11 protein-coding genes and 1 pseudogene are annotated in these 15254 nt (G+C 71.7%); 5 read left to right on the top strand and 7 right to left on the bottom strand.

What is annotated here, in order from left to right:
• Positions 1-59: 59 nt before the first annotated feature.
• The 7 genes from QM720_RS06735 to QM720_RS06705 form a co-directional block, all read right to left on the bottom strand.
• Positions 60-542: a glutaminase gene (locus QM720_RS06735; protein ID WP_415125367.1), complete on the bottom strand. Its 483-nt coding sequence runs from the start codon at positions 540-542 to the stop codon at positions 60-62.
• Positions 542-1759: a cation:proton antiporter gene (locus tag QM720_RS06730; RefSeq protein WP_415125366.1), complete on the bottom strand. Its 1218-nt coding sequence runs from the start codon at positions 1757-1759 to the stop codon at positions 542-544. The genes QM720_RS06735 and QM720_RS06730 overlap by 1 nt, the downstream gene beginning before the upstream one ends.
• Positions 1756-2451 carry an SDR family oxidoreductase gene (locus tag QM720_RS06725; RefSeq protein ID WP_415125365.1) on the bottom strand — a complete coding sequence of 232 codons (696 nt, stop codon included), beginning with the start codon at positions 2449-2451 and terminating at the stop codon, positions 1756-1758. Before QM720_RS06725 ends, QM720_RS06730 begins: the two co-directional genes overlap by 4 nt.
• Before the next feature lie 39 nt (positions 2452-2490).
• Complete coding sequence (locus tag QM720_RS06720; protein WP_415125364.1) at positions 2491-4041, bottom strand: APC family permease; 1551 nt, start codon at positions 4039-4041, stop codon at positions 2491-2493.
• A 139-nt stretch (positions 4042-4180) separates the two neighbouring features.
• Positions 4181-5257, bottom strand: coding sequence for a protein-glutamine glutaminase family protein (locus QM720_RS06715; protein ID WP_415125363.1), 1077 nt, complete (start codon positions 5255-5257; stop codon positions 4181-4183).
• A gap of 10 nt (positions 5258-5267) precedes the next feature.
• The gene (locus QM720_RS06710; RefSeq protein ID WP_415125362.1) at positions 5268-8246 is read right to left on the bottom strand and encodes a hypothetical protein; all 2979 of its coding nucleotides are present in this window, start codon (positions 8244-8246) and stop codon (positions 5268-5270) included.
• A 107-nt stretch (positions 8247-8353) separates the two neighbouring features.
• Positions 8354-9895: an amino acid permease gene (locus QM720_RS06705; protein ID WP_415125361.1), complete on the bottom strand. Its 1542-nt coding sequence runs from the start codon at positions 9893-9895 to the stop codon at positions 8354-8356.
• A 213-nt stretch (positions 9896-10108) separates the two neighbouring features.
• Here QM720_RS06705 and QM720_RS06700 point away from each other — a divergent pair.
• From QM720_RS06700 to QM720_RS06680, 5 genes and pseudogenes are all read left to right on the top strand, one after another.
• Positions 10109-11471: pseudogene (locus QM720_RS06700) on the top strand (glutamine synthetase family protein).
• Positions 11452-12252 carry a gamma-glutamyl-gamma-aminobutyrate hydrolase family protein gene (locus QM720_RS06695; protein ID WP_415125360.1) on the top strand — a complete coding sequence of 267 codons (801 nt, stop codon included), beginning with the start codon at positions 11452-11454 and terminating at the stop codon, positions 12250-12252. Before QM720_RS06700 ends, QM720_RS06695 begins: the two are co-directional and overlap by 20 nt.
• Positions 12249-13619, top strand: coding sequence for an aldehyde dehydrogenase family protein (locus QM720_RS06690; protein ID WP_415125359.1), 1371 nt, complete (start codon positions 12249-12251; stop codon positions 13617-13619). The genes QM720_RS06695 and QM720_RS06690 overlap by 4 nt, the downstream gene beginning before the upstream one ends.
• A gap of 30 nt (positions 13620-13649) precedes the next feature.
• Positions 13650-14429 carry a 3-oxoacyl-ACP reductase gene (locus tag QM720_RS06685; protein WP_415125358.1) on the top strand — a complete coding sequence of 260 codons (780 nt, stop codon included), beginning with the start codon at positions 13650-13652 and terminating at the stop codon, positions 14427-14429.
• Between the two features lie 3 nt (positions 14430-14432).
• Positions 14433-15146, top strand: coding sequence for a FadR/GntR family transcriptional regulator (locus QM720_RS06680; RefSeq protein ID WP_415125357.1), 714 nt, complete (start codon positions 14433-14435; stop codon positions 15144-15146).
• The last annotated feature ends 108 nt before the right edge of the window (positions 15147-15254 follow it).

Here is a 15254-nt window from a genome sequence, read left to right as displayed (position 1 = left end):
CTACGTCGCCCGCGTTCGGGGAGCGCAAGTGGCTCTCAAAACGCCGAAGAGCGAACCATTCACGCTCCCCGAACGCGAGAGAGCTGGTCGTCGAGGTAGTCGGCGAGGGGGCGGGGGGCGGCGGCGGCGCTCCACTGCACGTGCGGGATGCCGCCGACCACCAGCAGCGGGCCTGAACGCTCGCCGCGGGCCACGGCATCCACGTCGACCGCGGTGAAGCCGACGTGCACGACCTCGCCTTCGGCGAATCCTCCGCGGGATGCCGCGGCGGCGCGGGCGGCCCGCGCGCGCTGCGCCTCGGCCGTGTAGCCGCGCGGCACGTCGGCGCGGGCGCGGAGGATCTCGCCGGTCGCGAAGACCTCGGCATCCGTCACGAGCAGCACGCCGACGTGCCACGCCTCGCCCACCGCGACGATGCGCGGCGCACGGCCGAACCCGAGCAGCTTGCGCGCCGCGGCCCAGTCGCCCAGCCGCTCGCGCGGCCGGCCGGCCAGGCGCCGGCGGGCGTCGTCGAACAGGTCGTGCACGTCGGGCCCGGCCATCAGGCCTCCTCGTCGGCGATGCCGTCGGCCCGTTCGCGCGCCAGCGGGCGCCCGCGCAGGCCGATCGCGATGAGGGGGAACAGCAGCACCGACAGCATCCCGGCACCGACGAGGACCGACGCCAGGCCGCTCGTGATGAGCCCCTGCGCGACCCCGATGCCGGTCACCGCGATGATGACCGGCAGCCCCGTCGCGCCCATGAGCAGGACGGCCCCGCGGGTGCGGCCGTCGGCGCCGAGCGGGGCGGCGAGCAGCGACGGCACGCCGCGCACGACGAGCATGACCACGAGCACGAGCGGCACGAGCGCGAGCAGCCGGGGTTCGGCGAGCAGGGCGCCCACGTCGAAGGTCACGCCCGTGTAGACGAAGAACACCGGCACGAGGAAGCCGAACGCGATGGCCTCGATCTTGCTCTCCACGGCGGCGCGGTCGGCCTCGCCGGCGTCGCGCATGAGCAGCCGCCAGACGAGCCCCGCGGTGAAGGCGCCGAGCAGCATGTCGAGGTCGAGCAGGATGCTGAGGACCACGAGCCCGGCGAGGATCAGCATCACGACCCGCACCGCGAACTGGCCCGACGTGTGCAGCGTCGCGTTCACGAACCGGTGCAGCGCGCCCTGCGGCACGCGCACCGCGTACCAGATGGCGCCCGCCGCGACGAGCAGGAAGATCGCGAGCACGATCGTGGCCGCTCCGGGGGCACGCCCGCCGAGCAGGATCGAGATCGCGACGAGCGGACCGAACTCGCCCACCGCCCCGATCGCGCCGACGGCGCGGCCGAAGGGAGTGTCGCGCTCGCCCGCGTCGCGCAGGATCGGCAGCAGGGTGCCGATGGCGGTCGAGGCCAGCGCGATGCCGACGACGAGGGCGCCGATCCCGGGCGCGACGACAAGGCCCAGCAGGCACCCGGCGGCGAGGCTGACCACCCACCCGCCGACGGCGCGGCGACCGGTGCGACCGCGCAGCGCGGCGAACTCGATCTCGGTGCCGGCGACGAAGAAGAGCATCGCCAGGCCGAACTCGGCCAGCAGGTCGACGAGCGGCGAGGGTCCGGTCCAGCCCAGCACGCTCGGCCCGACGACGATCCCGAGCACGAGCTCGAACACGACGACCGGCACGCGCAGCCACGGCCCGATCGCCCGGGCGGCCAGCGGCGCGAGCACCGCGAGCAGCGGGATCAGGACGATCGCGGTGTCCAGGCTCGCCGTCTTGTCCGTCACCGTGCCGGCCCCGGCCGGACCGTGAGGTCGCTGATGACGGCATCGGGCGGCAGGTCGACAGCGGTGAGGATGGCGGTCGCGACCGACTCGGGGTCGATCCAGCGCGACGGGTCGTAGACCGCGCCCTCCTGGGCGTGCACCTCGGCCTGCATCGGCGTCGCCGTGCGCCCGGGGTAGACGCTCGTCACGCGCACGCCGTGCGGCGCCTCCTCGCCGCGCAGGCTGTCGGCGAGCGCCTTGAGCCCGTGCTTCGAGGCGGCGTACGCCGACCAGTCCGGGTGCGCGTTCAGGCTCGCTCCGGAGCCCACGAACAGCACCTGCCCGCGCGCCGCGCGCAGCCGCGGCAGCAGCACGCGCGTGAGCTCCGCCGGGGCGACGAGGTTGACGGCGAGCTGGTCGGTCCAGGCCGCCGGCGGCAGCGCCCCGACGGGGCCGAGCTGCACGATCCCCGCGGCGTGGATGAGGCTGTCGATCTCGCCGGGGATGCCGGCATCCCCCACCGCCGGCGCGATCGCCTCGGGACGGGCGAGGTCCGCGACGATCGCGACCGCCCCGGGGAAGTCGGCGGTCAGCGTCGCCGCGCGGGCCTCATCACGGGCGACGACGATCAGCCGGTCGCCGCGCGCGGCCAGCCGCCGCGCGACCGCGCGACCGATGCCCGAGCCGGCGCCGGTGATGACGTGGGTGGTCATTCCCCCATCCTGGCACCCGTGCGGGCGCCGAGCCCGCGGTCAGATGCCGCCGTCGACCGAGCGGACGTAGTCGGTCGGATCGTCGGGCACCATGACGGGGGTCTCGCGGTTCAGGCTGCGCCCGTCGAAGAAGGGCTTCGCCCGCGGGAACAGGTACCACAGGAACATCAGCACGACGCCGATCAGCAGCGCACCGATGCCGACGACGAAGGTGCCGCCGACGCCGAGCAGCACCGTGTAGCCGTAGTCGACGTCGTACATGTCGATCGCCGACTGCACGAACGCGAACGTCAGCATGAGCGCACCCACCAGCGGGAAGACGAACCGGTAGACGACGTTGCGCGCCGACGTGAACAGCTCGCGGCGGAAGTACCAGATGCAGGCGTACCCCGTGATGGCGTAGTAGAACGCGATGGCGAGACCGAGAGAGAGGATCGAGTCCTGCAGGATGTTGTCGCTGACGAGGGTCATCCCGACGTAGTACAGCGACGCGACGACACCCATGATGAGGGTCGAGAACGACGGCGTCTTGTACGTCGGGTGCACGTGCTTGAACCGCTCGGGCAGCGCCCGGTACACGCCCATCGCGAGCGTGCCGCGCGCCGTCGGCAGGATCGTGGTCTGCGTCGACGACACCGCCGAGATGAGCACGGCGACCACGAGCAGCCAGCCCCACGGGCCGAGCAGGTCGTCGCGGATCGCGCTGAAGACGTCGTCGGCGTTGGCCTCGTTGCCCAGGCCCACGCCCTCGTCGCCGAGGCCGGCGTACATCATGGCGGCGATCGTGACCGAGACGTAGGTGATGAGCAGCAGCACGCAGGTCAGCAGGGCGGCAAGACCCGGGATGCGCTTGGGGTCCTTCGTCTCTTCGTTCAGGGCCAGGCACGTGTCCCAGCCCCAGTAGATGAACAGCGCGAGCAGCACGGCCTGCGTGAAGCCGTGCCAGTCGGTGAAGCCGAACGGGTTCAGCCACTCCCAGTCGAACGGCGTCGGGTGCGGCGCGGTGCCGGCGAAGAACTGCCACAGTGCGGCGATGACGAAGACGACGAGGGCGAGGTACTGGATGCTCAGCAGGATGTTCTGGATGCGTTCGCCCATCTCGACGCCGCGCCAGCTGATGTAGGTCATGGAGGCGATGAAGATCACCGCGACGAGCACGACGCGCCAGTCGTTGTTCTCGAACTCCAGGCCGAACAGGGCCCAGAAGTAGATCGAGCCGATCTGCGCGAGGTTGGCGAGCACGACCATGCCGGCCACCGCGACGCCCCAGCCGCCCATCCAGCCCACCCACGGCCCGAAGGCCTTCGTCCCCCACGTGAACGTCGTGCCGCAGTCGGGCACCTCGTTGTTGAGCTCGCGGTAGGCGTAGGCGATGAACAGCATCGGCACGAACGCGATGATGAAGGCGATCGGCGCCTGCGCGCCCACCGCCAGCACGACCCAGCCGAGCGTCGCGACGAGGGAGTACACCGGAGCCGTCGAGGCCAGGCCGATGACGGTGGAGCCCCACAGTCCCAGCGTGCCGGCGGCGAGCCCCTTGCCGTCGGGATGCTCGATGCGCACCGGTGTCGTGCTGCCGAAATCACTCATGGCTGCTCCTGTCGCTCAACGCCGCTCCCGCCCGCCGCTCACGCGACGGGTGCCCCCGTCGTTCGGGTGACGGTTGAGGGCAGAATAGCGGGACGGCGACGAGGAGGGATAGGGGCGGCCCGACCTTCAGCAGTCGGCTTCAGCAGTTGGAGTACGGCGGAGGTCCTTGCTGCAGCGAGCGCAACTGGAGCGCGGCGCGGTACTGGGCGAGCACCCTGTTCGTCTCGACGTACGTCGGGTCGGTGGGATACCAGTCGCTGAATTTCGTCCACGACGTCTGCGTTAGGGTGGCGGCGGGGTCGCCCTGGACCCCCTTCCACACCGCCTCGGTGACCGGCGTCGCGAACAGGGATGGGTCGATCACCATCCGCCGCGACAGCCACGGGAACCGCCGCACGATGACCGTCGGGGCGACGTGCCACCCCCAGCGCACGGCGCACGTGGGGTTGTTGCGCGTCGCGACGCGCAACCCGCCGCGAATCCAGACCTTCCCGGGGGTCACGCCCTTCGCGATGAGCAGCCGTGACATCTCGTGCGCCCGCCCCCAGCATCCGTCGTCCGGGTAGAGGAAGGGGATGCACGGTGCCGGCACGGTCAGCGGGGCGCACGACAGCGTCGCCAGCTGGTCGAACAGCTGCTGCGCCCGCGCGCGGGACAGGCCGAACCACCACCACCAGGGCCACCACGGCCACCGCAGGAGATGACGCAGCAACTCCCAGATCGGGACGAACCACGGGCGCCGGGGCGGGAAGGGTGGCCGCAGCGGCGGCAGCGGCGGCAGCGGACCCTCGGGATCGAGGACGAAGGGGCGCGCGTCGATGATCCGGGAGGCGTCGTCGACGGTGACGATCACCGGCACGCCGACGGCGAGTGCCCGCCGCAGCACCGGCGCGAGGCCGAGCGACTCCTTCCCCAGACGCAGCAGCGCGTGCGACGTGTCGAGCTCGAGCTCGAGCCGGCGCTCGTCGCCCTCCAGTCGCACGACATGCCCCACGAGAGGCAGGCGCACGTCCTCGACGATCCCGTCGGCGTCGACGCGCACCGCGATCGGGAGACCCTCTTCCTTGACGCGGCGCAGGACGGCCAGGATGCCGGCGATCGAACCGCGTGCGGGGTCGAGCCGCACGTCGCGTCCCGCGAGGCGCAGCATCCCGCCTTCCTCGCCCGCATCCGGGACCTCGTACGAGGTCGTGACGATGAGCTCGCTGTCGGCCATGATCTTCTCCTCAGCATCCCTCGTCGCGGATGCTGATGCCCACGACGATCTCCTTGATGTGCGCCCGGCCGACCCGCTGGTCCGGCACCCCCAGGCAGTCGAGCAGCTGCCGGGCCGATCCGGCGCAGTCGCGCCGCGGCTTCACGGCCCCGTTGTGGGGACGCTTGAGGTCGGGGTCGAGGTGGTAGGTCATCCCGCCGATGAGGTTGTCGTCGGCGTAGACGCGCAGTTCGACCTCGCTGACGCCCGCCGCGACCACGTCTTCACGGGTGAAGTCGGCACCGGGGGTCAGCAGGATCGTGACGTCGCGCTTGCGACCCGACGCGAGCACGAACCCCTCGGTCACGCCCTCCAGCTCGAGACGCCAGCCGCGTTCGACGAGCAGCGGCGGCAGCACCGACTCGACCCGGATGCGGGCGCGCCGCGGGTTCGGGTTGCCGATCTGGAACGGGATGCGGTGCAGACCCGCGAGCAGGCCCTCCCCGCCGCCGCCACCGGGCACCGGCACGACGTTGCGCTGCGCGATGTTGTTGTCGTTGGGCACGAGGCGCCATTCGGGGATCGACTCGCCGGCGACGAACGTGTCGACGTTGGAAGCGTCGCCGTCGGCCGACACGACCATGAGCATGCAGTCGTGCCCGTAGGCGTTGATGTTCGGCGTCCACTCGAAGGGCCCGACGATCTTCTCCTGCGTGTTGCCGCCCGCGATGCTCCCCGCCGAGATCGACGGCGTCGTGAACGCCGTGAAGTCGGCAGGCCACAGCAGCCCGGCGCCGGGCTTGGTGTGGAAGCCGCGCACGACGACGTTGGTCGCCGTCTGCGTGCCACGGTTCTTCACCTTGACGTACGCGTAGTTGGTCGCCCCGATCTCGGGCTCCTCGTGGCCCGTCAGCCCGTCGGGGCTGCGGCGGTTCCACACCGTCGTGGTGTGCCAGTGCACGGGCTGGAAGGGGTATTCGCCGCCACGGCCGTCGTCGATGTAGACGTCCTGTGCGGGCGGCAGGCCGCGCGTCGCCACGGCGCCGTCGCCGGGGCCGCCGCGCACGACGAGCGGGGACTGATACTCGCCCTGCAGCTCGAACGACCAGCGGATGACCTTGCCGTACGCCCCGCCGTACACGCCTTCCGACGTCCAGTTCAGGCTGTCGGTCGCCATGAGCACCGCCGCGAAGTCGCGGGCGTAGGCGGGGTTGGTCGCAGGGGTGAGGCTCTGCACCGCACGCAGGATGAGGTAGAGCATCATCCGCGACGCGAAGCGCCGCCGCCCGAGGTCGGGGCTGTCGCCGCCGATCGACCGGTACACGCGGAACAGCGTCGTCTCCAGGATCTCCTCCGAGCCGTAGCCGCGGTCGTCGTTCGCCCCGTTCCACGCCCAGCCGGCGGCGGTCGTGCGGTCGGAGCGACGGTCGAGCGACGGGTGCCACGGCACGTACGTGAAGCGCAGGTCTCCGGGCTTGCCGAGCGCAGTGCCATCGACGCCGGACAGGTGCGTGTCGGGGTCGAAGAAGATGTCCGACAGGCTGTCGCCGGCGCTGTGCGAGAAGCGGAAGTTCGCGCTGTTGACGGCTTCGTACAGGATGCCGTGGCCGCAGACCTCGTGCCAGGTGACGCGAGGATCGGCGGATCGCCCGAGGGGATTGGCGAGGTCGCCGGCATCCATCACGCCGTAGCCGACGTGGCCGATGCCGCCGGTGCCGTTGCCGACGCAGTGCGCGTTGATCGTCGCGCCCGCGAAGCAGCGGTGGTCGACGGGGATCGGGAAGGTCGTGTTGCGGAACATGCCGGCCGCGCCGGTCACCGTGAAGCCCAGGTCGGCGATCGTGCGAAACAGCCGGTCGACGTGGAAGTACGCGCTCACGGCGCCGAAGTCGTTGGTGCGCGGCGCGTAGTCGAAGTCGTTGCCGGCCGGGCGCGTGGGCGGCGCGATCGCCTCGCCCTCGACGTTCTGCACGCGCGCGTACGTTCCGCTCAGCGACTGCGTCCCGGCCACGGCGGGGCCGAGGCTCGCCAGCGGCAGGTCGTCGCGATGCGGACTGAGGGTCGCGTTGGTGGATGCCGAGTTCAACGCGGTGTTGCCGGTCTTGGTCGGCGGGTCCTGGGAGTATACGAGGCCGTTCACATCGCCCGAGAGCGCCCGCAGGTAGAGGACGGTGCCGGAGGCCGGCTCGACGAGCGCCTGCCAGGTGAGCACCTCGCGCCCCGGAACGGCCGCCGCGAACGAGATTTCGGCGACGAGGTAGTGCTGCCCCTCGACGATCTCCTTCTCCTCCACCGGCGGCAGCGGGAGTACGGGCGCCGCGCCGGCCCCCGCCGATTCGCCGAGCTGAGGCTCCCGCCCGTGCCCGGCGGGCAGCCGGTCGGCCGCGACGTAGCAGTATACCCAGAACCGTCCGCGGATCAGGTGCGGAGCCGCCGCCCGCTTGCTGCGCGCCGTGGTCCGGATGCCGACGGCGCGCGCCAGGAGCGTCTCGCCCTCGGCGGTCTCGCTCGACTCGCCGGGCTCCTGGCCGAGATCGCGGAGCGTGCGCGCGGCATCCGCCGCCGCGAAGATCGCGAGGTAGCGGTCGATCACCTCGCGGGAGGGAAGGTGCACCTCGACGTCGTCGTGGCTCGTGTTCTGCGCCGCAACGACGCGGTTCGGTCCCGACTTGACGGTGACGGCGAGCCCCGCCTGCCACACCGGCGTGTTCGCGATCGTCTGATCGAAGCCCACGGTGGTCGCGTCGAACGCCGGAACGACCCGGCCGAGACGGTATTCGACCGGCGCGGGCCGCGGGTCGAGGTGCGTCGCCGGAACGTGCAGCTGCGCGAGCTCGCCGGGCGGCGCCTCGAAGTCCGCGCTCAGCGCGCGCACGTACGCGATCGCGGCCTCGACCGCCCCGCCCTCCTCGGAGACCCAGTGCTCCTGACTGTGGCGGATGCTTCGCACCCGGCCGGCGTCGTCGCGCTCCACGTGCGCCGCCAGTCGAGGGTCGTAGATCTCGTCCATGGTGTGCTCCTCCGGTCACGGCGCCGCGCGTGTGCGCAACGGTCGCCTCTGTGAGAGGAGAAGCAGCACCCGCCGGGTGATACACCCGGCGGGTGGCGTGGGCCGGGCTACCTCCCGGCGCCCTCGCCGAACACCTCGGACTCCATCGCGTCGTAGCCCTCGGCCTGCGGGTCGCCGTGCAGGCCGCCGGACAGGGCGTACTCCTCCTCGGGCGAGAGGACGAGGCGGTGGCGTCCGTACAGCGCGAAGCCGAGGAAGATCAGCGCGTAGACGATGATGATCGCGACGATCGCCAGCAGGAACGTCGGGTTCACGAGGAAGCCGATGAAGGTCGCGATGCCGATCACGAGTGCCGACCACGCCCCGAACAGGCCCCACGGGCTCTTGTAGGGGCGCTCGGCGTTCGGGAACTTCTTGCGCAGCACGAGGAACGCGATGCTCTGCAGGCAGTACGACACGATCGCGCCCCAGCAGGCGATGTTGAGCACGATGACACCCGCCGGGCTCGCATCGCCGCCCGCGACCTGCACGATGACCAGGGCGACGAAGCCGATCGCCGCGCCGACGATGAGGGCGACCCACGGGGTCTGCGCCTTCCCGGTGTAGGAGAGGAACTTGGGGTAGTAGCCCGCGCGCGACAGGGAGTACATGTTGCGCCCGTAGGCGAACATGATGCCCATCAGCGACGCGAACAGGCCGATGACGGCGAACAGCGACAGCAGCGCCGCGAGCTGGTCGCCGACGATGACGCGGAAGCCGTCGAGCAGCGGCTCGAGCGAGGCGCCCGTCTCGGCGGCGCCCAGCACGCCGGTGTTGAGGAACACGACGATCAGGCCTGTCACGACGAGGGTGCCGCGCGCCCAGACGCCCGCGCGCGGGATGTCGCGCGACGGGTTGTGCGACTCCTCCGCCGCGAGCGGCAGCTGCTCGATGCCGAGGAACAGCCACATCCCGAACGGCAGCGCGAACAGCAGCGGCACGAGACCGTTCGGCAGGATCGCGTTCGCCCCGAACGCGGCCTCGTCGATCGGGATGTTCCACAGGCTCCCCCAGTCGACGTTCCCGGTGACCAGGGCCATGATGCCGAACGCCACGATGATCCCGATCGACAGGATCGACACGATGATCGCGAAGCGGAACGAGACGGATGCGCCGGCCGCGTTCAGGGCGATGAAGGCGAGGTACAGCACGATCCACCAGATCCACATGCTGGCGGACAGGTCGAAGCCCAGCAGTTCGGCGGTGATGCCGTTGGCGTACTGCGCCGTGAAGTACACGACGACCGCGGTGGTCGCGACGTACTCGACCGTCTCGGCGAGGCCCGTGGCCAGCCCGCCCCACGGGCCCATCGCCGAGCGCGCGAACGAATACGCACCGCCGGTGTGCGGCATCGCCGCCGCCATCTCGCCGATGGAGAAGACGAGGCCGTAGTACATGACGACCAGCAGCACGAAGGCGATGAGGTAGCCGCCGAAGCCGGCGAAGCCGATGCCCGCGTTCCAGCCGGAGAAGTCGCCGGAGATGACCGCGGCGACCGCGAGACCCCACAGCCCCCATACGCCGGCGGCGCGCTTGAGCTTGCGGTTTTCGAAGTACTCGGCCCCGGCGGCCGTGTACGTGACGCCGCCTACCTTCTTCTGCTCTGCCATCAGGGTCCTTCCACGTCGGGAGCGGGGGAGCCAGGACGCCGTCGTCTCTGCCTGGGATCGAGGATGGCGCTGAAAGGTACGTTGTGTCTACCTTTAAATGTGAAATCCGTGTGACGATTTCCGTGGGATGATTCCCACGAGCATCCGAGAACGAGTCCCGCACGCACCGGCAAAGGTCGGAAACGCACCCACGAGCAGCACCGAGGAGGAGCCATGGCGACATCCGCACCGCTCGGCATCGCCGAGTTGAACGCCGCGATCGACGCCGGCGAGATCGACACCGTCGTCGTCGCGTTCGCCGACGCGCAGGGACGCCTGTCCGGCAAGCGCGTCTCGGCCCGGCTGTTCCGGGAGGAGATCCTCGCGCACGGCGCCGAGGCGTGCAATTATCTGCTGTCGGTCGACGTCGACATGAACACCGTCGACGGCTATGCGATGTCGAGCTGGGAGACCGGCTACGGCGACATGGTGCTGGTGCCGGACGCATCCACCCTGCGCCGCCTCCCCTGGATCCCCGGGACCGCCCTCGTCATCGCCGACCTCACCTGGCTCGACGGGCGCCGCGTCGCGCAGTCGCCGCGCGACATCCTCACCCGCCAGAGCGAGCGGCTCGCCGAACGCGGCCTCGTCGCCTACTCGGGCACGGAGCTGGAGTTCCTCGTCTTCGACGACTCGTACCGGGATGCCTGGGCCCGGCGCTACGCCGGCCTGACGCCGTCGACCGACTACAACGTGGACTACAACCTGCTCGCGACGACCCGCATCGAGCCGCTGCTGCGCGACATCCGCCTCGGCATGGAGGGCGCGGGCATGTACTGCGAGGGCGTGAAGGGCGAGTGCAACGACGGTCAGCAGGAGATCGCCTTCCGCTACGACGAGGTCGTCACGACCGCCGACAACCACACGATCTACAAGAACGGGGCCAAGGAGATCGCCGACCGCCACGGCAAGGCCCATCACCTTCATGGCGAAGTTCGACCAGCGCGAGGGCAACTCGTGCCACATCCACCTGTCGGTGCGCTCCGCGTCCGGCGAGCCGGTCATGGCGGGCGACGGCGCGCACGGCTTCAGCCCGCTCATGGAGCATTGGATCGCCGGCATCCTCGCGACCCTCCGCGAGTTCACGCTGCTGTACGCCCCCACGATCAACTCGTACAAGCGCTACGCGAAGGGCTCGTTCGCGCCCACCGGGGTGGCGTGGGGCGTCGACAACCGCACGTGCGCGCTGCGCGTCGTCGGTCACGGCGCGTCGCTGCGGGTCGAGAACCGCGTGCCCGGCGGCGACGTGAACCCCTACCTCGGCATCGCGGCGATCATCGCCGGCGGGCTGTACGGCGTCGAGCATGAGCTGCCGCTGCCGCCCGCGCTGACCGGCAACGCCTACGACGCGGGCGTCGACCACCTGCCGACCTCGCTCGGCGAGGCGGCCCGGCTCTTCCGCGACTCGGCGATCGCGCGCGCGGCGTTCGGCGACGACGTCGTGGAGCACTATCTCAACCAGGCGCGCATCGAGGTCGAAGCCTTCGAAGCGGCCGTGACGGACTGGGAGCGGGTGCGTGGTTTCGAACGACTCTGAGGTGTCGGCGCGCCCGCGCCGCGCCCCCGTCATCGGGCTGACGACGTATCTCGAGCAGGCGAAGCAGGGCGTGTGGGACGTGCGGGCCGCGTTCCTGCCGCAGCAGTACTTCACCTCCGTGACCGATGCCGGGGGCATCGCGGTGCTGCTGCCGCCGCAGCCGGCCGGGGCCGGTGTCGCCGAGGCGATCCTGGACGGGCTGGACGGGCTGATCCTCACCGGCGGGCTCGACGTGCAGCCGGAGCTGTACGGGGCGCCGCGCGACCCGCGCACCGACCCCGCGCGGCCCGACCGCGACGAGTGGGAGCTCGCGCTGCTGCGCGTCGCGCAGGAGCGCCGGATGCCGGTGCTCGCGATCTGCCGCGGCCTGCAGCTGGTCAACGTCGCCCGCGGCGGCACGCTGCACCAGCACCTGCCCGAAGCGCTCGGCACCGAGCGCTACCGCATCGGCGGGGGCGTCTTCGCGACCAACCGGGTCGACGTCGCCGAGGGGTCGGCCCTCGCGGAACTCGTGGGAGCCGGGGCCTTCGACGTGCACAGCTACCACCACCAGGGCGTCGACCGGCTGGGCGCCGGGCTCGTCGTCACGGCGCAGACCGACGACGGGCTCGTGCAGGCGGTCGAGTCGACCGGCGACGGCTACCTCGTCGGGGTGCAGTGGCATCCCGAGGAGAACGCCGAAGACCGGCGACTGTTCGCCGGGCTCGTGGCCGAGGCATCCGCCTACGCCGCCGCGATCGGCCGGGCGCCCATCGACCACACCACGGAGGCGAGCGCGTGAGCACCGTCACTCTCATCGACCCCGCCACGGGGCGAGCGTTCCGCGACGTGGCACGGGCGAGCGTCGACGAGGTCGACGCCGTCGTCGCCGCCGCCGCCTGCGCGCAGCGCGCCTGGGCGGCGCTGGCCCCGGGCGCCCGCGCCGACGCGCTGCGCGCATTCGCCCGCGTCGTCGAGGAGCACACCGAAGAGCTTGCGCAGCTCGAGGTGCTCAACTCCGGGCATCCCGTCGCCTCGGCGCGCTGGGAGGCGGCGCACGTCGCGCAGGTGCTGAACTACTACGCGGGCGCCCCCGAGCGGCTGAGCGGGCGGCAGATCCCGGTGCCGGGCGGGCTGGACGTCACCTTCCACGAGCCGTACGGCGTCGTGGGCGTGATCGTGCCGTGGAATTTCCCGATGACGATCGCGTCGTGGGCGTTCGCCCCGGCGCTCGCGGCGGGCAACGCCGTCGTGCTCAAGCCCGCCGAGCTGACGCCGCTGACCGCCGTGCGCCTGGGTGAGCTGGCGCTCGCGGCCGGGCTGCCGGAGGGCCTGTTCACGGTGATCACGGGGTCGGGATCGGTCGTCGGCCAGCGGTTCGTCACGCATCCGGACGTGCGAAAGGTCGTGTTCACCGGTTCGACGTCGGTCGGCGTCGAGGTCGCCGCCGGCTGCGCGACCGCCCTCAAGCCCGTCACGCTGGAGCTGGGCGGCAAGAGCGCCAACATCGTGTTCGCCGACGCCGACCTGGAGCGGGCGGCCGCCGAGGCGCCGGGCGCCGTGTTCGACAACGCCGGGCAGGACTGCTGCGCGCGCAGCCGCATTCTCGTCGAGCGCCGCGTGTACGACCGCTTCCTCGAACTGCTCGAGCCCGCGGTCGCGGCGTGGCGCGTGGGCGCGCCGGGGCTCGACGACACGCAGATGGGCCCGCTCATCTCGGCGGCGCACCGCGAGACGGTGGCCGCGTTCCTCGACGACGCCGACGTCGCCTTCCGGGGCTCCGCGCCCGCGGCGGACGGTCCGCTCGGCGACGGCTTCTGGTTCGCACCCGCCGTCGTGCTCGCCCGGCCCGGCGACCGCATCGCGCAGGAGGAGGTGTTCGGGCCGATCGTGGCGGTGCTGCCGTTCGACGACGAGGAGGATGCCGTACGCCTCGCCAACGACACGATCTACGGCCTCGCGGGGTCGCTGTGGACCGAGAACCTCGGCCGCGCCGTGCGCGTCGCGCGGGGTGTGCGCAGCGGCGTGCTGTCGGTCAACTCGCACTCGTCGGTGCGGTACTGGACGCCGTTCGGCGGCATGAAGGCATCCGGCCTCGGCCGGGAGCTCGGACCGGATGCCGCCGAGCACTTCACCGAGACCAAGAACGTCTTCTTCGCGACGCACTGACGCGAACGACCGGAACAGAAAGACAACGCCATGACCATCGACCTCACTCAGCGCCTGAAAGACCGCGTCGCGGTGATCACCGGCGGCGCCTCGGGCATCGGGCTCGCGACGGCGCGGCGGTTCGCCGCCGAGGGCGCGCGCGTCGTGATCGCCGACCTGGACCCCGCCGCCGGGGAGCGCGCGGCGGCGGAGGTCGACGGACTGTTCCGTCCCGTCGACGTCGCGGACGAGGCATCCGTCAATCGGCTCTTCGACACGGTCGCGGGCGACCTCGGCCGGCTCGACATCGCGTTCAACAACGCCGGCATCTCCCCCGCCGACGACGATTCGATCGAGACGACCGAACTGCCGGCGTGGGACCGCGTGCAGGACGTGAACCTCAAGAGCGTGTACCTGTGCTCACGGGCCGCCCTGCGCCACATGGTCCCGCAGGGGAAGGGCTCGATCATCAACACGGCGTCGTTCGTGGCGCTGCTCGGATCGGCGACCTCGCAGATCTCCTACACCGCATCCAAGGGCGGCGTGCTCGCGCTCACCCGCGAGCTCGGGGTGCAGTTCGCCAGGCAGGGGATCCGCGTCAACGCGCTGTGTCCCGGCCCGGTCAACACACCGCTGCTGCAGGAGCTGTTCGCGAAGGACCCCGAGCGCGCCCAGCGCCGGCTCGTGCACGTGCCGATGGGCCGGTTCGCCGAACCGGAGGAGCTCGCCGCGTCGGTCGCGTTCCTCGCCTCCGACGACGCCTCCTTCATCACGGCGACGGCATTCGTCGTGGACGGCGGCATCACGAACGCCTACGTCACACCGCTGTAGACCATGTCCGACGTGCGGCTCGACGAAGTGCGCAGGGCCGTGTACCGCCCCGTGCGGCGGGGCAACGCGCTCGAGGACACCGTCGCGCGGCTCGTGCAGACGATCCGCGTCGGCGTCGTGGCTCCCGGCGAGTCGCTGCCGCCCGAGCGCGACCTCGCCGCGATGTACGGGGTGAGCCGCGACACGGTGCGCGAGGCGATTCGCGAGCTCGCCGACACCGGATACCTCGTGCCGCGGCGCGGGCGCTACGGCGGGACGTTCGTGGCCGATCCGCTCCCCCGCCCCGCCGCGGCGCCCATCGCGCCCGGAGAGCTGGACGACGTGCTGGGCCTGCGGCGCATCCTGGAAGCGGGGGCGGCGCGGGCCGCGGCGGCGCGGGCCCTGCTGCCGCAGGAGCGCGACGCGCTGTGGTCACGCTACGTCGCCGCCCGCGGGTCGGCGGCCGACGAGTACCGGCGGCTCGACTCGCTGCTGCACCTGACGATCGCCGAGCTCGCCGGCATCCCGTCGGTCATTCCGCTCGTCACCGAGAACCGGGCCCGCGTCAACGGCTGGCTCGACACCTTTCCCCTGCTGCCGCGCAACATCGAGCACTCCGACGAGCAGCACGAGGTCATCGTGACCGCGATCCTCGCGGGGCGACCGGATGCCGCCGCCGCCGCCGTGCTCGAACACCTCGCCGGCTCCGAGGCGCTGCTGCGCGGCTTCCTCGCGTAGTGCGCGCGGTGCCCGCGCTGCATGCGCGCCGGATGCGCGGCGGATGCGCGGCTGGATGCGCGCTGGATGCGCGGCTGGATGCGCGGCTGGATGCGCGCCGGATGCGCG

Origin of the sequence: Microbacterium sp. (assembly GCF_047602155.1) — a bacterium.
GTDB lineage: Bacteria > Actinomycetota > Actinomycetes > Actinomycetales > Microbacteriaceae > Microbacterium.
This window is presented reverse-complemented; position numbering and strand designations above follow the sequence as displayed.